The 16,768-nt window shown below is 57.0% G+C and carries 18 protein-coding genes and 2 pseudogenes; 14 read left to right on the plus strand and 6 right to left on the minus strand.

The genetic code is table 11. The features are described from left to right. Positions 1–129 precede the first annotated feature (129 nt). Positions 130–1,053, minus strand: a complete 924-nt coding sequence (locus tag KUA11_RS15075) for a replication protein RepA (protein ID WP_217411716.1) — start codon at positions 1,051–1,053, stop codon at positions 130–132. Between the two features lie 427 nt (positions 1,054–1,480). Then, positions 1,481–2,128: a tyrosine-type recombinase/integrase gene (locus KUA11_RS15080; protein ID WP_254454973.1), complete on the minus strand. Its 648-nt coding sequence runs from the start codon at positions 2,126–2,128 to the stop codon at positions 1,481–1,483. Between the two features lie 88 nt (positions 2,129–2,216). Here KUA11_RS15080 and KUA11_RS15085 point away from each other — a divergent pair, with 88 nt between their 5' ends. Further along, complete coding sequence (locus tag KUA11_RS15085) at positions 2,217–3,296, plus strand: IS5 family transposase (RefSeq protein WP_217411718.1); 1,080 nt, start codon at positions 2,217–2,219, stop codon at positions 3,294–3,296. Positions 3,297–3,424: 128 nt separating this feature from the next. On the opposite strand, the pseudogene KUA11_RS15090 reads toward KUA11_RS15085, so the two are convergent. After that, a pseudogene (locus KUA11_RS15090) lies at positions 3,425–3,571 on the minus strand (transposase); the annotation flags it as partial. A gap of 104 nt (positions 3,572–3,675) precedes the next feature. Between KUA11_RS15090 and KUA11_RS15095 the strand changes: the two are divergent. The 13 genes and pseudogenes from KUA11_RS15095 to KUA11_RS15155 all read left to right on the plus strand — a co-directional run. Further along, positions 3,676–4,377, plus strand: a complete 702-nt coding sequence (locus KUA11_RS15095; RefSeq protein ID WP_217411720.1) for a response regulator transcription factor — start codon at positions 3,676–3,678, stop codon at positions 4,375–4,377. Next, positions 4,358–5,752, plus strand: a complete 1,395-nt coding sequence (locus tag KUA11_RS15100) for a sensor histidine kinase (protein ID WP_217411723.1) — start codon at positions 4,358–4,360, stop codon at positions 5,750–5,752. The genes KUA11_RS15095 and KUA11_RS15100 overlap by 20 nt, the downstream gene beginning before the upstream one ends. 201 nt (positions 5,753–5,953) lie before the next feature. After that, positions 5,954–6,778 (plus strand): IS5 family transposase, encoded by an 825-nt coding sequence (locus tag KUA11_RS15105; RefSeq protein WP_217411725.1) that lies wholly within the window; start codon positions 5,954–5,956, stop codon positions 6,776–6,778. A 470-nt stretch (positions 6,779–7,248) separates the two neighbouring features. Beyond that, positions 7,249–7,410, plus strand: a complete 162-nt coding sequence (locus tag KUA11_RS15110) for a hypothetical protein (RefSeq protein ID WP_217411727.1) — start codon at positions 7,249–7,251, stop codon at positions 7,408–7,410. A gap of 39 nt (positions 7,411–7,449) precedes the next feature. Continuing rightward, positions 7,450–8,952: an alkaline phosphatase family protein gene (locus tag KUA11_RS15115; protein ID WP_254454974.1), complete on the plus strand. Its 1,503-nt coding sequence runs from the start codon at positions 7,450–7,452 to the stop codon at positions 8,950–8,952. A 115-nt stretch (positions 8,953–9,067) separates the two neighbouring features. Next, on the plus strand, positions 9,068–9,400 hold the full coding sequence (locus KUA11_RS15120) for a type II toxin-antitoxin system HicB family antitoxin (RefSeq protein ID WP_368041041.1): 333 nt from the start codon (positions 9,068–9,070) through the stop codon (positions 9,398–9,400). A gap of 34 nt (positions 9,401–9,434) precedes the next feature. Further along, positions 9,435–9,914 carry a hypothetical protein gene (locus tag KUA11_RS15125; RefSeq protein WP_217411729.1) on the plus strand — a complete coding sequence of 160 codons (480 nt, stop codon included), beginning with the start codon at positions 9,435–9,437 and terminating at the stop codon, positions 9,912–9,914. Further along, positions 9,907–10,431 carry an SMC-Scp complex subunit ScpB gene (scpB, locus tag KUA11_RS15130; protein WP_217411731.1) on the plus strand — a complete coding sequence of 175 codons (525 nt, stop codon included), beginning with the start codon at positions 9,907–9,909 and terminating at the stop codon, positions 10,429–10,431. The genes KUA11_RS15125 and scpB overlap by 8 nt, the downstream gene beginning before the upstream one ends. Before the next feature lie 151 nt (positions 10,432–10,582). After that, positions 10,583–12,562 (plus strand): P-loop NTPase fold protein, encoded by a 1,980-nt coding sequence (locus tag KUA11_RS15135; RefSeq protein WP_217411733.1) that lies wholly within the window; start codon positions 10,583–10,585, stop codon positions 12,560–12,562. Continuing rightward, positions 12,555–13,565 (plus strand): site-specific integrase, encoded by a 1,011-nt coding sequence (locus KUA11_RS15140; protein ID WP_217411735.1) that lies wholly within the window; start codon positions 12,555–12,557, stop codon positions 13,563–13,565. The genes KUA11_RS15135 and KUA11_RS15140 overlap by 8 nt, the downstream gene beginning before the upstream one ends. A gap of 3 nt (positions 13,566–13,568) precedes the next feature. Then, positions 13,569–14,363, plus strand: a complete 795-nt coding sequence (locus KUA11_RS15145; protein ID WP_217411737.1) for a hypothetical protein — start codon at positions 13,569–13,571, stop codon at positions 14,361–14,363. Next, on the plus strand, positions 14,356–15,144 hold the full coding sequence (locus tag KUA11_RS15150; protein ID WP_217411739.1) for a chromosome segregation protein ScpA: 789 nt from the start codon (positions 14,356–14,358) through the stop codon (positions 15,142–15,144). Before KUA11_RS15145 ends, KUA11_RS15150 begins: the two co-directional genes overlap by 8 nt. A 38-nt stretch (positions 15,145–15,182) precedes the next feature. Next, positions 15,183–15,383, plus strand: a pseudogene (locus tag KUA11_RS15155) (transposase); the annotation flags it as partial. 63 nt (positions 15,384–15,446) lie between these two features. Here KUA11_RS15155 and vapC read toward each other — a convergent pair. The 3 genes from vapC to KUA11_RS15170 form a co-directional block, all read right to left on the minus strand. After that, entirely contained in the window at positions 15,447–15,839 is a 393-nt protein-coding gene (vapC, locus tag KUA11_RS15160) for a type II toxin-antitoxin system VapC family toxin (protein ID WP_217411741.1), read from the minus strand. Next, positions 15,836–16,030, minus strand: coding sequence for a type II toxin-antitoxin system VapB family antitoxin (locus tag KUA11_RS15165; RefSeq protein WP_217411743.1), 195 nt, complete (start codon positions 16,028–16,030; stop codon positions 15,836–15,838). The genes vapC and KUA11_RS15165 overlap by 4 nt, the downstream gene beginning before the upstream one ends. Before the next feature lie 205 nt (positions 16,031–16,235). Further along, positions 16,236–16,768 (minus strand): 3'-5' exonuclease (locus KUA11_RS15170; RefSeq protein ID WP_217411745.1); only part of this gene is annotated, 533 nt, incomplete at its 5' end.

A 16,768-nucleotide genomic window follows, 5' to 3' on the forward strand; every position in this document is an offset into this window, starting at 1 on the left:
ACTTTACTCACGGAACGCCGTTTCAGCCATAGGTGCTTGATTTACCGGCATAATAATACTGGGTTTAGAGCCAGCATTTTAGTTTGATGATCGTGGCAGCGTGAGAGAAGTCCAAACCCGAAGAGCGTCTTAGAGCAGCTTTCGGTTTCGTTCCTTAACCGGGGCAGGCGAAGGAAAAAGAGTTAATCCCTGTCGTTCATCAATCGTCACCACAGCCTCGGGGTAAACCGATAGGGCGAGATTCAGAGACGGGATAATATCCCGTCTAAAAAACCGGAGCTCCCTGTAATCCGGTCCAAACTGAGATTTGAGAGCGGCCCATGTAACTTTAATTGGAGCCGGCAGAACGTGGAGGCGGTACGCTAGCCAAATATAAAGGTCTATAGCCATTGACCTGCCGGATATTTGGCGGATTGCGACTTCGCGTAAGGGGAGCGGATGCTGAATCAAACTATTATAGAAGGATTCATCAAGTGTTACGACCTCTAGCCAAAGTGACTGTTGATCGTAGTTTGATGGGTCAAGGGGAAATATCGCGTCACGCACGAATGCGCCGTTACTGACGTATTGATTCCCCGCATCGGATCGAAAAAATGTTAATCGACAGCGGCTAATTCGGCGGCTTTGTTCTTTTACTAAATTGTAGGTTTTCCCGCCAACAGAAAGATTCATTGCGGAAAGCCAAGCGTTCATTGACGCGCCAAGTTCGATTTGCCGGCTTTTGTTTCTCACTGCTTGGGTTTGAAGATAAAGCAGGATCAGCCGCGCTACCGAGCCGTAGGGAATACCTACAGGCTCTTTATTCGCATCGAGGCCACTTTCGATAAGCAGTTTTACTGGGCCGCCGTCACGTTCCCAAACTGGGGATGTTGGTTTTTTGTGTGGAAGAGCTGCCATCGCGAAACCCGCGTGGGCTATTCCGATAGCCTGTTGCTCATCGCACAGCACTTCATGAGCAGCATCGACACAAGCACGCGAGTTCTTGTCGGTGTTCTGTAATCGACGGGCCTCGTCGAGGCCATGTCTTAACAAAAGGTGATGCACATCTGCCATTACCGGAAATGTGACGCAGTACGGGGCTTTCGGTCAAGTTGGACTTTACTCACGACGGTTTTTCACGTGATTAGGTTGGACCTTACTCACGGGGTTTGGACTTACCTCACGCAGCGATTTGAAAGGTTATTAGATATATTATTTGCTGTGTGAGTGGGGTCCAGTGGATAGACGGGAGTCGCGTGAGAAGAGTCCAGCCCGCCCGTGAGTAAAGTCCAACATCGGCGACGCTGCTGTTCAGGCGATTTTCGGCGATTGAGATCAGCAAGAGTTAAGCGTGAGTAAAGTCCAATCGGTCGCGACTCTATGCAACGTTGCATAGACTGGTTTTTCGCTTCAGGCAGAAGTCTAACTCCTGTAATAGAGGAGCTTTACATCAGCACCGTATGTTCGCTGGGCGTGCAACCACGCGCAAAGCTCGATTATTCTAAAACCGGGTCTTTCCTGGATGCTTTGTGAGCGCCTGATCCTCTTCGATGTAGGCTTCCAGCACGCGGTAATCGCGGTGACGCGAGAAGCGCTTGAGCGATGTAAGGTCGAAGCTGTCCTGCGCGCGGGTTGTGATGGCACCACGGCGTAGACTGTGGCCGCTGAAGTCGCCTTCGATCCCGGCCGCATGACAACGTTGCTTGATGATCTTGGCGACTGACCAGTCCGAGAGGCTCTGCGTGCCGATTTTCGGGGCAGGGGGCGGCTTGTTGTCCTTCGTAGCCGCCGGTGCCCAGATCTGCGGGAAGGCCGCCGTGTTCGTGTTCTCGCTGTCGGCCTTAGCCCCCTTGGTCTTTTTTCGTGGCGTCAGCTTTGACTGCCGCAGCCACGTCTCCCATGCGCGCACCGGACAATGCCGGGTAATTCCGCGCGGAATGATGATCGTGGTGCCCTGATGCTTCTTGTCGCCTTTAGAGCGGGGGAGGGTGATCCGCATGCAGTCGTCGTCGAGCGTGACGTATTCAAGCTGGATCGCGGCCAGTTCGGATCGGCGCAAGGCGCCGCCATAACCGATCAGCAGAATGGCGCGGTCACGGGCGTCCACTAGCGAGGTCATCGGGATCGCATCGACAACCTCGCGGATCATCTCCCAGGTGGAGGGTTCGAAAAACCCACTGGTTTTGGGTCTCTCTGTATGATTCCATTCCTCATGTCGTGATTTGAGGGATTGGCTCATGAAGCAGCCGGGTTTCTTTGATGTTGAAGAGCGGCTTGCTCGATTGAGCGGGCTTGGTGATCAGCTCGAAGCGTTTTCCCGGACGGTGGATTTTGAAGTCTTCCGTCCGGATTTTGAGCTGGCTCTGGTGTATTCGGATGGGAGCAAAGGCGGGCGACCACCATTTGATCTGGTACTGATGTTCAAGATCCTGGTGATCCAGACGCTGAACAATTTGTCCGATGCACGGACGGAGTATCTGATCAACGATCGCCTCTCCTTTATGCGCTTCCTTGGTCTGGGGCTTTCAGATCGGGTGCTGGATGCCAAAACGGTCTGGCTGTTCCGTGAACGCCTGACACAGGCAGGGGCCATTGAAAGACTGTTTGAGCGCTTTGATGCGACCCTGCGCAACGCCGGTTATCTGCCGATGTCCGGCCAGATCCTGGACGCAACGCTGGTGGCTGCTCCAAAGCAGCGCAATACGAATGCCGAGAAGGCAGATCTCCGGGCAGGGCGTATTCCTGAAGACTGGCAGGACAAGCCGTCCAAACTGTCCCACAAGGATCGCCATACGCGCTGGACGCTGAAGTTCACCAAAGCAAAGCGGCAGGACGATGGAACCATGCCATCGAGTGATCTCGCCATCCCGTTCTTTGGCTACAAATCCCACGTCTCCATCGACCGGAAGTTTCGGTTCATCCGAAAATGGAAAACGACGGATGCCGCCGCCGGTGATGGTGCGCGATTAAGAGAGGGCTTGCTTGATAAAACCAATACAGCCTCAAGCGTCTGGGCGGATACCGCCTACCGCTCAAAAGCCAATGAGGACTTCATGGAAAAGGATGGCTTTGTCTCGAAGGTTCACAGGAAAAAACCACATCTCAAGCCCATGCCACGGCATATCCAGAAGTCGAATGCTGGAAAGTCGGTAATCCGATCACGCGTCGAGCATGTCTTTGCCAACCAGAAATCACAAACGGGACTGTTCATCCGAACTGTCGGCATCACCCGGGCCACCATGAGGATCGGGCTGGCCAATATCGTCTACAACATGCGCCGCTTCCTCTTCCTGGAGCGGATCAGCGCCGCCACGTAGCCCTCCCGGTGGCGATACTCCTCGGTCTGTTCAAAACGCAGATCGAAAGCCACCCCGGGAACCCTCAATCAGCACGCCACAACCCTGAAATCACGAGCCAAGCGCATCAACCAACGGTTCTTCGATCCCTCCACCTCACGCGGACGTCCCGTGCGTCCTGGTTCGGGCATCAGCGGTGCGATGCGCTCCCATTCCTCGTCCGTCATGTCAGACGGATAACGCTTTGTCTGGCGGGTAATCCGGGCCATGCGGCCTCTCTGCTCTGGCGTCCACATCCAGAGCTTGAATCACACTTCAGCGACTTTCCAAACAGGCTCTAAGCCTAACATGCTATCAGCCATAATTGACAATAAACTTAATCTGCGTGATTGCCTCCTTCATGAAACCATCTTCAAATGTTCGACTTCTCCTTGTGGAGGACGATATAGAAACATCGGCTTATCTAAAAACAGGCTTAGCTGAAAACGATATCAATGTTGTCCATATTGCTGATGGAACCGAAGGTTTGCAGCTTGCTCTTTCGCAACGATGGGACATTGTTATACTAGACAGAATGCTTCCTGGACTGGACGGCCTTACGATCTTGATCCGTATGCGAGAGTTTCATCTTACGACACCCGTACTTTTTTTAACAACGATGGATGGAATATCTAGTCGGGTGAGCGGTTTACAACATGGAGCGGACGATTATGTGGTTAAGCCATTTGCACTTCGGGAGATCATCGCTCGAGTGCAGGTATTGCTACGACGATCTGTTCCAACTCACGTGGCGACTGTCCTGCGCGTGGCTGATGTCGAGCTCAATCTACTGGCCCGTACGGTCACAAGAAAAGGAGAAAAAATTCTTCTTCAACCTCAGGAATTAAACCTTCTTGAATATTTTATGCGTCATTCCGGGACTATTCTTTCACGCCGAATGCTTTTAAAAGATGTTTGGAGCATAGATTTTCCAATTCGGACGAATATCGTCGAAACTCATCTCTCGCGGTTAAGAGAAAAGTTGGGTAGAGACGAAAAGCCACTCATCCATACCGTTAAGAACGCTGGGTATATTATGAAAGATGGCGATTTTGCTATCTAGAGATTTCCTTTCTGCTATGCGTCGTGTGTTTAAAACATCTTCCTTTCGTATTGTGATAAGCTTTGTCGGATTTTTTCTAGTTTCAGGAATGATCGTAACCATTGTCACGGGATTTCATAATCAACACCTGTTCGAACGTGAAATCCGCCAGGTTGTGACCAATGAAGGCGAAGAAACGTTTGCGGCGGCAGGTCATCCAGATCTCGATCATTTTCTACCTGTGGTAAAAGCCCTTGTTCATAACGAACCCGGGTTTTTCTACCTTTTAGAGGATAAAACGCAAACTATTGTCGCAGGAAATATGCTCCACCTTCGACCAGTAAGTGGGCCACGATGGTTATCGTGGTCACATAGAATTCCCCGTCCGCCACGACCTATCATTGTGTATGGCGAAGGCTATCAACTTTCCGACGGTGGATATTATTTTGTCGGCATCGACGCATCGAGATTACACCAGTTACGACGAGATCTCTGGTGCACGGTCGCGTGGAGCTCGGTTGCGTTCATAGTTTTAGGTCTTATAGGCGGTATTTTGCTAAGCGGCGCTGTTCTAGCGCGTATTGAAGCTATTAGCGTGACAGCACGCAGCATTATGAACGGTAATGTTATGCGTCGTATTCCTCTACAAGGAACGGACGATGAATTTGACCATCTCTCGCATAGCCTTAATGTGATGCTAGATCAGAACCAAGCTCTCATCACGAGCCTACAACAGGTGTCGAACGACATTGCGCATGACATGCGCAGTCCATTGGCGCGGCTACGTCATAGACTTGAAAAATCATTAGAACGTGAAAGCACAATGGATGCGGTTAAAGAAAATATTAGTCTCTCAATCGATGATCTTGACTGTACCCTCGAGACTTTCACCTCGCTTCTCAGCCTGGCACAAATTGAATCCGGAATGCAGAGAGAGAAATTTGTGCATGTTGATTTGGTAGCTTTGGCTCGAAACATTACAGAGACTTACTTGCCAGTCTTAGAAGAACGGCATCAACGACTCGACGTCAGTCTACCGACTAAAGCAATGATATTGGGTCTACCAGTTCTATTACGGCAGGTGTTCGCGAATCTTCTGGAGAATGCTAGCCAGCACACGCCGCAAGGCAGTAAGATTATGCTTGGAATTTCCGTTACAAAAGAGCACCTTCAAATCTTGGTCTCCGACAATGGCACAGGTATCCCTGACGTTGACCTCAAACGTGTATTCGACCGTTTTGTAAGACTTGAACATAGTCGGTCAATGCCCGGAAACGGGCTAGGGCTAAGCATCGTCCGCGCCATAATTCAACGGCACAGTGGAACTATTCTGCTCACCAACAACATGCCCGGTTTAAGATGCACGATAGATCTTCCGCGATTCCATAGTTCATGATCTCCCCGAAGAAGTGGTCACTCTCTGAAAATCGCAGGCAGTTATCAAATGGTCGAGTTAGGCTTAGGACCTATTAATTTATTGAACTGAGCGTTCTATTGTGATTCACAGGCCTCCTGGCGGACGATGGTCTGTGAGTGAGGTGTTTTTGCTGTCTTAGAGCCTGTTTGGAAAGTTGCTGAAGTGTGATTCAAGCTCTGGATGTGGACGCCAGAGCAGAGAGGCCGCATGGCCCGGATTACCCGCCAGACAAAGCGTTATCCGTCTGACATGACGGACGAGGAATGGGAGCGCATCGCACCGCTGATGCCCGAACCAGGACGCACGGGACGTCCGCGTGAGGTCGAATTCCGCGAGGTGATCAACGCGGTGCGCTATCTGGTTCGATCCGGCTGCGGCTGGCGGATGCTGCCGATCCATTTCGGGCATTGGCGCACGGTCTATGGCTGGTTCAGGGAATTGGCCCGGCGGTTCCTGTTCCAGACCATTCATGACGTGGAACTGATGCTTGACCGGGAGCGATCGGGCCGTGAAGCGAGCCCGGCGGCCGGGGTGATCGACAGCCAGAGCATCAAGGCACCGCGTGCGAAAACAAGAGGTTACGACGCTGGAAAGAAGATTATCGGGCGCAAGCGGCATATCGCCGTGGATACGGACGGACGCCTGCTGATGGTCAACCTGACACCGGCGGACATCTCTGACAGCGCCGGAGCGCAGATGATCCTGGACGCGATCCGCAAGCGCTGGCCGTGGGTCAGGCACCTGTTCGCGGACGGTGCCTATGACCGGCTCCAGTTGATGGACAAGGCTGCTTACCTGGACTTCGTCGTCGAGGTGATCCGGCGTCGGGACGGAGCGAAAGGCTTTGAGGTTCTCCCCCGGCGCTGGGTCGTGGAGCGGACTTTCGGATGGATGACCCGATGGCGACGCCTCGTGCGCGACTACGAGCGCCGCATCGATGTCTCACAGGCCATGATCCTCGTCGCCATGGGAGCTAATCTCACCCGCAGAAACGCTCATCCCTGAATTTCCAAACAGGCTCTGACAAATAATAACTTTGATTGTCATTATCTAATGAATTTCGACACGTTTGTCGAAGTTCCTTAATTAGGTTAAAAGCAGCGCGTTTCAGCTCGGCCTGTTTGGTGCAAGAGATTCGCTCGGTGTCCGCCTTGCGGGGGTAGTGGAAGGTCTGCTGCCGGAAGACATGACCAGAAAAATGGCCACGGGGAAACCAAGCGAAAAACAAACCGGCATGGGGATAATGAGACCTGTGCATGGCGCTGGACGCTGCGGGCTATCGATGATTCTCTGACGCTGGATAATGGGTGCTAGAGAATAGGATGGTGCATCGGTCGATTGGAAAGGATTGCCTTTCATTTGGCTCCGCTAACCGATGCACGTCCTCTCTGGACAAAATCGTGGCCTGATCGACTGAATAGCGGGCTTCTCGCCCCGCTATACGATGCAGCGAAGCCGCGTGGCCGCCCTTGTCGATGTTCCGGGCGATGTTGCTTGCCGTGGAGGCTTCATCGGACCTGATCGGCGTCATCACCGACGAGGCATCGGACGCCAACCTGTGGGGGGCGATCCGAGCCAGCAGGCATTTCCGCCAAGATGACGCGGTCATCAAGCTCCTCTTCCAAGCCTTGAACTGAACCAAGAAAGCATGGATCATGCCTCCAAGAGAATGATCCATGGCAAGGCGCGGTTCACTATTCTCATCGGTGGCCGTTTCGCACACGCCACCATCTGATCAACAATATGAACAGCGTCTCACACACGAAAGTCCGTTTATGCCGCCAGATATCCGCTACGTTATTGTCCTCATGCTCGAAAATCGGTCGTTCGATTGCATGTTGGGGCAACTATACACGGATAGGGAGGACTTCGACGGCCTAAAGGGCACAGAAACCAACACGTGGCATGACGGGAAGACGAACCCTACGTATCCCGTTCGAACCGATCCTACCGACGGCTCCGCAGACATGTTCACACCGAATCCAGACCCTGGAGAACAGTTCACGGATATCGCCATGCAGATCCATGGCAAGAGCGGCTTTGAGAAGCCGATGAGCGGTTTTATCGACAACTACATGTCCCACGCAAAGCCGGGAACGCCACGGGTGCCAGACGCTGTGATGCATTACTTCACACAAGCACACGTTCCCGCAATCAGCGAGCTTGCGCGCGCCTTTGCCGTCTCGGACAGATGGTTTGCTTCGGCCCCCTGTCAAACTTGGCCGAACCGGCTCTTCGTGCACACGGGGAGTGCTGGCGGAGATGTCAACAACACAGGGTGGCATGTGCCCTACATGATGCAAACGACCTTCGAGCGTGTCGCCGCAGGTGGAAAGACCTGGGGCATCTATTTCCACGACGTGCCCCAGACGCTCACACTCGGTCGTCTGTGGCCGCATCGCGAACACTTTCACCCGTTCCAACACTTCCTAGCCGATGCCAAGGCCGGAAGCCTGCCGTCCTACAGCTTCATCGAGCCAAGATATTTCGCCGATCCGCTTGGTAAGGCGATGCCAAACGATCAGCATCCGCCGCACAACGTAGGTTATGGCGACGCCCTGATCGCCGACGTTTACAACGCGCTGCGCAGTGGACCAGGATGGAAGCATACTCTTTTCGTCATCACTTATGACGAGCACGGCGGCTGCTACGACCATGTCGCTCCAGGCCCAGCCGTGTCTCCCGGCGGCGAATTCCCGGATGGGTTTCGGTTCGACTACTATGGGGTTCGGGTTCCGGCCGTAATCGTCTCACCGTTCGTGAAAGCCAAGAGCGTTATCAGGCCGACCGGCACGGTACCGTTCGATCACACAACCATTTTTAGGACCCTCCAGGATCTCTTCGGGTTAGACCCGGAACCGCTGACCCCACGGACGGCATCGGCGCCGTCGTTAGTCGAACACTTCGCGGCAACTCCGGACAACCTCGGTCCGTCTTCGATCGATGCGAAACGCCCCTTGCCGTCGCCGCAGGAACTCGACGATGCTTCCAAACTGCCGCCAAATGGTTTGCAAGAGGCACTCGCTCAAGGCGCGTCGCGGCTTCCCAGTTCTGGCACCGACCCCGTCCTACACGTGAAACGCCTGGGTTCGATAGCACCGCCTTTGCCTGTTCATACAACCACGGGGGAGGTGGGTGCAGACGCTCGAGCCCACGTGAAGGCCTTCCGGGGAGAGTAACTTCACCCGGCACGAAACTCCGATCTGGTTTCCCAATAAATGCGACTCATAAAGTCGGCTCTGGGGGTACCCGCCTGACCGCTTTTTGGCGGCGTAGTTTGGAAAGCGGCCATTCATTCAACGACCCGATTATTATGGGTGGGTCGTCGGCTTTGTCACCATTGATCCGGCCATTCTTGATGATCGAGTGGAACGGGCGAACCCCTCCCTTCCGCGGAGGGTTCTGGAACGACGGGATACCATCGCCAGAGCCTCTCATGAAAGCCGCTTCGGTATGGTCGCAGCCAGCCGCAACTCAAACCTACCGCCGTTCGTAAGCGGTAATATGGAAGAAGAGGATGGTCTGGTTGGAAGCAGCTGTTCCTCTGGAACATTCTGTCGTCGCACGAGGGGTGGACGGTTTCTCAACTGGGCTGCATCCTGCGTTTTTGTATGCGCTGTGGTATGAGAACAAAAGGTGATATTTTTGTGGATGAGTGGTTGTGCCGATCCGCCCGGAACTCCGAAGGCTCTACCCGCCCGACTGGCCAACGATCAGTCGGCATGTGCGGTTTGAGCGGGCACATGGCCGGTGCCAGATCTGTGGCCGCCCGCACGGTCAGTGTATTCGGGTTATGGCCTCGGGCCACTGGTTCGATGAGGACACAGGGACCTGGCGCACGGCCAGAGGACGTGAGACCGAGGGGCCGGATCTCATCGAACTGATCGCCGTGCGCGAGACCCGGGTGGTGCTGGCGGCGGCACATCTGGACCATGATCCACGCAATAACCGGTGGCGCAATCTGCGGGCGCTGTGTCAGCGTTGCCATCTAGCGCACGATCGTGCCTGGCACGCAGCACAGCGTCGCCTGACCTGGAAAGCCCGCTACGCGTTGGGAGACCTGTTCGAGGGACCCTATCGCCCCGGCATTCTTGGTGTCTGCAAACTTGCGACACATGCGGAGACGGCCACGGATGGATGATCCGTCGTGTTCGCGGGTTCGTTTGGCCGAGGCATTGCTCTTTCGAAGCGGAGAGCCGGTGTCGGCAATCGCTCTTGCCCAGGCACTTGGGCGGGAAGTGGATGTGGTCGAGGTTATGGCGCGGGTCGCCGAACGAACCCGTGGCCTCGGCTTCGAGCTGGTGGCCGCAGGTGACGGCTGGATGTTCCGCACAGCGGCCGACCTGAGTGAAGCGCTGGCCGCAGTGAGTCCAGAGCGGCCGCAGCGACTGCCACGAGCGGTACTGGAAACTCTATTGTTGATTGCTGCGCGTCAGCCGGTGACGCGACCGGAGATCGAGAGCTATCGTGACGCCCCGCTGCCGCAGAAGACCCTGACCACCCTGCAGGAGCAGGGCCTGATCCGCTGCCTCGGTCGCAAGCCGGTACCTGGACAGCCACAGCTGTGGGCCACCACCGAGCGGTTTCTGGTGTTGTATGGCGTGCGCACCCTGTCGGAGCTCGATCCGCTTCTGGACGGGTTGCGCGGCCCACTTTGAAAGGGGCGTGTGGCGGTTTTCCGGGCTTCTGTGTTGGACATCGCCGGACTCTAAGGCGCGGTAATGCCCCCTTACCACGCCTTAGAATAGGCTTGCCTTAATTGGGGCAGAAGGGCAGACTCCTGCGGAAAGAGCGCCAGGGAAGGAACACATGAAGTCATCAAAGTACGGATGGGCCGGCCCGAACCAGGATCTGGTCCGCACGCTGGATGACTACTGCTACGGGAAGGATGTCGCTCCGTTTGCCCTGATGCTCACCGGCGCATGGGGCAGTGGCAAGACCTGGCTGGTGGACCGCTTCTTCGAGGAGAAAAAGAAGAACCGCAGCAATGATGCCGCCGCCTGGTTTCCACTGCGCGTGTCGCTTTTCGGGGTCGCGTCCGCGGCGGAAATTGGCGATGCGCTCTATGCCGAACTGCATCCGGTTCTGGCCGGCAAACCGGGACAGGTGGGCGGCTTCGTTGTGCGCAGTTTGCTGAAGTCCACTCTGCGAATTGAACTCAAAGATCTTACTGAACAGAAAGGTAAGGGAAAAACCGGCGGGGGCGTGACGCTGGCTGGTGCCGATCTGAGCGGACTGGGGCGGGATGGAAAGCCACGTCGTCGTATCATTATTTTTGACGATCTTGAACGCGCGAAAATGCCAGTGACCGATATTCTGGCCGCGATCCATCCGCTGGTCGGCAGTGGCGACAACCGGGTTGTGCTTCTGGTCAATGAGAAGGAAATTGCAGCCAGCGACAAGGACGAAGAAGAACGGTATCGGCGTACCAAGGAAAAGACGGTCTGCCTGACGCTCGAAGTGAAGCCGGATTTTGCATCCGCCTTAACCGGCGTGAGCGCACAGGTTAAAAATCCTGTCTTTCGGGCGTTTTTGGAAGTCTTGGCGCGACCGCTCCAGCCACTGGTTGTTAAGACCGGTTCGTCCAATCTTCGGCTGCTCTTATTTTTCGCACAGCTGGGAGAGGACCTGTTTGAAGGCATCGAGCCGGCCTATCGAACATCGAAACATTATGCGGCGCTCTCCGAGCTGTTCATACTTGTCTACATCGCACTTGTGGAAAGCCGTGTTCATGGCGTGCCGTTTGAGACTTTCAGGGAACTCGCGCGGACGCCACCCCAGGTTTCACGTGACCAGCGAAAGAAGGAGGACAAGACCGAATCTGACGCAGACAAGAAACGTGAGACCATCAAGCGAAGACTATGGTCGTACGATTATGCGGTTCTGCACTCGCCGCTGATTTCGACAGAGGATCTTGAATCTCTGGTGATGCGGGGCACGGTCCGGGTGGAGTCAGTCAATAAGAGTCTGGCACTGGACAGTCGCTTTACCGATGAGACGAAGCTTCCGTCATGGGTACGTGTCTGGAATTATGCACGATCGTCAGAACAGGACATAGACAGCGCCGTCGCGGCATTCGCGGTTGACTTTGAGAACAGGAAATTTTCTGGCCTTGAGATGTTGCATGCCTGCAGCCTGTATCTGACGCTGAACCGTGTCGGCCAGGAAGGCTTTGGTGGAGATGATCCCGTTGGCGTGGCAAAGGTTTACATCACGGAGGCCTTTGCGAAAAGAAAACCGACCGAGGAAGATGTCCGGATGACCGGACCGGTCAATCCTTTCTTTTTTGCCCCTTTTGGCAGGCCGTTCAGCGAAGATGATACTGCGGATTTGAAAGCAGTGACGAAATTTTACTTCGCTGAACAGGAGGCATGGCTGGACAGAGGACTCAGGCTGAAGGCCGTTGAGCTTGAGAGACTATTTCAGAACAATATCGACGAATTCATACCGCTTCTGTTCCGCGCAGGCGAAACGGCGGCGGTGTATGAGCATACGCCCCTTCTGCACTATCTGGATGTGACGGGGTTTTCTGAGAAGATTATTAATCTTCCTGCAGATCGCCGGATCTATTTCATCGGATGTCTGAAAGAACGGTTCGACAGAACGATCCACTCCGGCAACGCATTATACCCTGAATTTGCCTGGTTTCATAAACTGAATGCGGCTCTCGGAACCGCAGTGAGACAGTCTGACGGCTCGCCGCTGTTTAGAGAGGGGCTGAGAGTCACAATCTCGCAGTTGTGCGAGAGCGTCGACAAAATTCCGCTTCCGGAAGCGTCAAATGTCTGACGATGTGTTTCGCGTTCCTGTGCCGGAGCTTACTGAAACGGATATTGTTCGTGGTCCGGTCCTGAGCACACTGGACCAGGCGATTGAGGCGGCGAAGGAAACCGCCCGGGCGGCGGCGCATGCGCCGGAGACGCTGCGCGCCTACTCCCATGACTGGCAGGATTTCTGCCGCTGGTGCCACGAGCATAATGCTGTCTCTCTTCCGGCCGCCCCGCCGGTCGTGGCGGCCTGGCTACACGAACTGGCGCCGCGCTACAGCCGTGCGTCGCTGAACCGCCGTCTCGCAGCCATCGGCTATGCGCACCGGATGAACAATCTCGAGTGGAGCGCCGGGCATGCCGCCATCCGCGCGACGCTGCGGGCGATCGGGCGGCTGTATGGCCGGCCGCAGAAACAGGCGGCGGCGCTGACCTCAAAGGAGATCCGCAAACTGGTCGCACCGGAGAAAACCCTGACCGACCTGCGCGACCGGGCGCTGCTGCTGATCGGCTTCGCTGCGGCGTTGCGGCGCTCGGAACTGGTGGCCCTGACCGGCGGGACGGTCCGGGTCACCGCGACAGGTCTGATCCTGACCATCGCCCGCAGCAAGACCGACCAGGAGCAGCAGGGCGAGGAGGTGGCAATCCCGCGCGGCAAACACGCCGCGACCTGTCCGGTGCTCGCCCTGGCAGCCTGGCGCGAGGCGGCGGCGCTGGACGAAAAAGGGCCGCTGTTCCGGCCGGTCAGTCGCTGGGGACAGGTCGGGCGCGATGCGCTGCATCCCGATGCGGTCAGGCGGATCCTGCTGCGCCGGGCAAAGCAGGCGGGGGTGACGGCGCCGGCGGGGGAACGCCTCAGCCCGCACGGTCTGCGGGCCGGATTTGTGACCGAGGCGTTTCAGGCCAGTGCCCGGGACGAGCAGATCATGGCGCACACCCGGCATCGGGATCTGCGCACCATGCGTCGCTATGTGCGGCGCTCGCGGCGTGAGATCGACTCTCCCGCGCATCTTCTGGATCTCTGAGCCATGGTGAAAACCGTTACGGATCTCGTGGCGGATCTCGATACGGTCACGGACGCGCTTGAGGCGTACCGGATTCAGCTGCGGGCGCAGCCGCTGGCCCATACCTATACCGGCGACAGCGCGCCGCCACAGGGCGACGGAGCGTCGCTGCGGCTTCCCGTCCGGCCGCCCGTCGCGGCGCATGCGCCGCGCCCGCCCGGGGCGGGATACGGCATGGTGCTCGAAACGTCACCTGAAAGCGGCCGGGCAGGGGAGGGCGGCGCTCCGGCCTGCCCGCAGCCCGACTGGCTGTATCACCTGCTGACGGTAGAAGGCCCGCCGGAGAGACTGGCGCAGTTCCGCATCCGGGCGGCCGGACCGGGCCGGATCCCGTGGGCGGCGGAGGCGCTGTCGGCCGGCGATCTGCTCCGGCCGCTGCTGCCGACCGGAGCCGGGAGCGACGCCGGCCGTCTGACCGGGCTGGCGGAGGCGGTCGCCCGGGCCGCCGAACGCCTGCGGGTCCGGGATGACGGCGTGGACTCCGTTCCGTTCGATCTGAACGCCTTGTGTCCAGTGCCGGTGGAGCTGCTCGGGCTGGGGCCACAGTCGCCGGATGTCGTGGCCTGGCTGTGCCAGCACTGGGGCACGTCCCGTCCGCTGCAGAAGGTGGAGGCCGTGGAGACCGGACCGGTGGCGCCGGAGACGGTCTGGACGCTCGGATTCTGGTCGGCGGACTGGACGCCCTGGGCGGCACTGCGGACAATCGCCCGCGACTGGTCGGATCTGTGTCTGCGGATCCGTCCGCTCTACGATGTCTGACGGGTCCCCGCATCTGCAGGCAGAGGACTGGGCCGGTCCGCTGGCTCTGCTGGTTGAGCAGGCCCGCAGCGGAGCGCTGGATCTGCGGCGGATGTCGCTGCTGCAGTTGATCGACCAGCTGGGGCGTATTGTCGAAGAGGGTGTTCGTGCGCGTCCGCTTGCACGCAGCGCCGACTGGCTGGTGCTGGCGGCGACGTTGCTGCAGTTGCGTTCGGCCCTGATGCTGCGGGACGGGACACCGGAACGGCAGGCGGCGACCGGACAGACGGAGGCCCTCCGCCAGCGGGCGCTGCGGCGCGAAGTGCTGGAGCAGGCCGTGGCCGCGATTTCGCAGATCCCGCGACTGGGGGATCAGGTGTTCGGTCGGAGCGGGGAGGGGGAGCCTCACCGGGCTGATACTGTGTGGCTGCAGACCGATCTGCTCGATGCCTGTCTTGCGCTGCTGCGGCGGCGTCTGAGGCTGCAGCCGGTGCGTCCGGCCCTGCCGCAGCGTTTCTCGTGCTTCACCGTCAGCCAGGCCCTGACGTGGTGGCGTCAGCATCTGGGGGAGGAGGGCAGGGGGCTGTACCGACTGGATGACGGGCTGGCGGAAGACGAAGGGATCCGGTCAGAAGATCGCGAAGCGCCGCTGCAGCGCAACGCGGCAAAAGCAGCGCATTTCCTCGCCGCGCTGGAACTCGGCAAGCAGGGCGCCGTCACCCTCTCTCAGGCAAGGCAGTTTGGAACCGTAGAACTTGCACGCACGGAAGAACGAGCCGCTCCGGACTGCGCGTGGTATTAGACTCAGCGCTCATTCTTTAAGCCAGAAGACAAAACTTGCGGGGACATGCCTTTATTGACCGCGCCCTGTATCTTCCAAAAGACTGGACATCGAACCTTGAGCGTATGAAACGGGCTCATGTTCCTGAGAACGTGGTGTTTGCAACCAAACCGGCACTGGCCTCGACGATGATGATCGAGCGCAGCATTGACGCTGGCGTGCCATTCCGATGGGTTGCTGCGGACAGCGTTTATGGCGTGTGCTTTCGAGGCCGTAATACTCATAAGTGGCCTCCTTCATGATAATAAGCTGTCACGGACAGGTCAGATCGCTGGCTCCAGCCCGAGATGTTCCACGAACGGATCGAAGTCCCGATCACTGTAAAGCAGGCGATGACCGCTCACGATGCACCGGGTTGCGATCAGGGTATCAATGGTTTTCCGGATTGTTATACCTTTGACACGCAAATGACGGAAATACCGCGCCGCTTCGACCATCACATCACGGCCACCGATTTCAACCAGTTCCAGAGCGCCCAACATTCGCCGCGCCTTGTTGAAATCCCGTTCGGTCGAAAATCCCTGAAGCACCTCGGTCATCATCAGATCGCCAATTGCGACAAGTTCTTCGCCCAGTATGCGATCAAGAATGTGAACCTGCGGCGTTGTCTTCCCCCGGAAAAAATCGATCCAGACAGAGGAATCAACCAAAATCATGCGTCAGAACGCATAACGTCAAGATCGCCCTGCCAGTCGAGTTTCCCTCGCAGAGCGCGAAGCTCCCGTTGCTGTTTCAGTCTGATCAGTACCCGCAACCCGAGTTCAACAGCTTCCCGTTTGGTCTTCGCACCGGTTGCTTTCAGGGCATCCGTCATGAGGGCATCGTCAATGATGATGTTTGTTCGCATGATGTGTATCTCCTGTGAAAATTATACACATAAAAATCTTTCCCCTCAAGCATGTTGCAGAAGAGCTGACCGTTAATCCAAAGAGTGTGACGGCTGAATGCGAGCCATTTGGCCACCCGACGAAGGCCACAAGAACCTTCGCGATCTCCCGGGTCACCTGCGGGTTCGACGTCATGGAATAGAGATTGCACATCCGCCTGCTCCCTTACGACCACATGCCGCGCAGACGGGCAGCCATATCGATCCGCACCGACCTCACCGCCTCCTGCCGGGCCTGTTCTTCCGGTTTTATGACCGGCCACGACACAGCCTCGAACAAAGGCAGCATGTCCCGGTCGATGAAGCGCGTCCGCGAGGCATAGACATGCCGGTCGCTCCTGCTGTGCTGACCATGCACATAGAAGCGCTGCGGCACCATGATATCGAGACTGTCCTTGGCCCTCGTCATGGCGACATAGAGCAGCCGGCGTTCCTCTTCGATGTCGTCCTGCTCGCCCGTCGCGAGATCAGACGGAATGCAGCCATCCACCGCATTCATGACGAACACGTTCTTCCATTCCTGCCCCTTGGCGGAATGGATCGTCGAGAGGATCAGATAGTCTTCGTCCAGCAGCGGCACGCCGGCCTGATCGGATGTCGCATCCGGCGGGTCCAGCGTCAGTTCGGTGAGAAATTTCTCGCGTGACGGATAGCCGCCAGCGATCTGTTCCAGTTGCACCAGATCGGCCAGACGGGTGG

Origin of the sequence: Acetobacter estunensis, from assembly GCF_019083805.1 — a bacterium.
GTDB classification, from domain to species: Bacteria; Pseudomonadota; Alphaproteobacteria; order Acetobacterales; family Acetobacteraceae; genus Acetobacter; species Acetobacter estunensis_A.

Bases quoted from the DNA above. Each gene is read 5' to 3' on its own strand.
- KUA11_RS15075 (WP_217411716.1), bottom strand. From the start codon at position 1,053: ATGGCAGATGTGCATCACCTTTTGTTAAGACATGGCCTCGACGAGGCC.
- KUA11_RS15080 (WP_254454973.1), bottom strand. From the start codon at position 2,128: ATGATCCGCGAGGTTGTCGATGCGATCCCGATGACCTCGCTAGTGGAC.
- KUA11_RS15085 (WP_217411718.1), top strand. From the start codon at position 2,217: ATGAAGCAGCCGGGTTTCTTTGATGTTGAAGAGCGGCTTGCTCGATTG.
- KUA11_RS15095 (WP_217411720.1), top strand. From the start codon at position 3,676: ATGAAACCATCTTCAAATGTTCGACTTCTCCTTGTGGAGGACGATATA.
- KUA11_RS15100 (WP_217411723.1), top strand. From the start codon at position 4,358: ATGGCGATTTTGCTATCTAGAGATTTCCTTTCTGCTATGCGTCGTGTG.
- KUA11_RS15105 (WP_217411725.1), top strand. From the start codon at position 5,954: ATGTGGACGCCAGAGCAGAGAGGCCGCATGGCCCGGATTACCCGCCAG.
- KUA11_RS15110 (WP_217411727.1), top strand. From the start codon at position 7,249: ATGTTCCGGGCGATGTTGCTTGCCGTGGAGGCTTCATCGGACCTGATC.
- KUA11_RS15115 (WP_254454974.1), top strand. From the start codon at position 7,450: ATGGCAAGGCGCGGTTCACTATTCTCATCGGTGGCCGTTTCGCACACG.
- scpB (WP_217411731.1), top strand. From the start codon at position 9,907: ATGGATGATCCGTCGTGTTCGCGGGTTCGTTTGGCCGAGGCATTGCTC.
- KUA11_RS15135 (WP_217411733.1), top strand. From the start codon at position 10,583: ATGAAGTCATCAAAGTACGGATGGGCCGGCCCGAACCAGGATCTGGTC.
- KUA11_RS15140 (WP_217411735.1), top strand. From the start codon at position 12,555: ATGTCTGACGATGTGTTTCGCGTTCCTGTGCCGGAGCTTACTGAAACG.
- KUA11_RS15145 (WP_217411737.1), top strand. From the start codon at position 13,569: ATGGTGAAAACCGTTACGGATCTCGTGGCGGATCTCGATACGGTCACG.
- KUA11_RS15150 (WP_217411739.1), top strand. From the start codon at position 14,356: ATGTCTGACGGGTCCCCGCATCTGCAGGCAGAGGACTGGGCCGGTCCG.
- vapC (WP_217411741.1), bottom strand. From the start codon at position 15,839: ATGATTTTGGTTGATTCCTCTGTCTGGATCGATTTTTTCCGGGGGAAG.
- KUA11_RS15165 (WP_217411743.1), bottom strand. From the start codon at position 16,030: ATGCGAACAAACATCATCATTGACGATGCCCTCATGACGGATGCCCTG.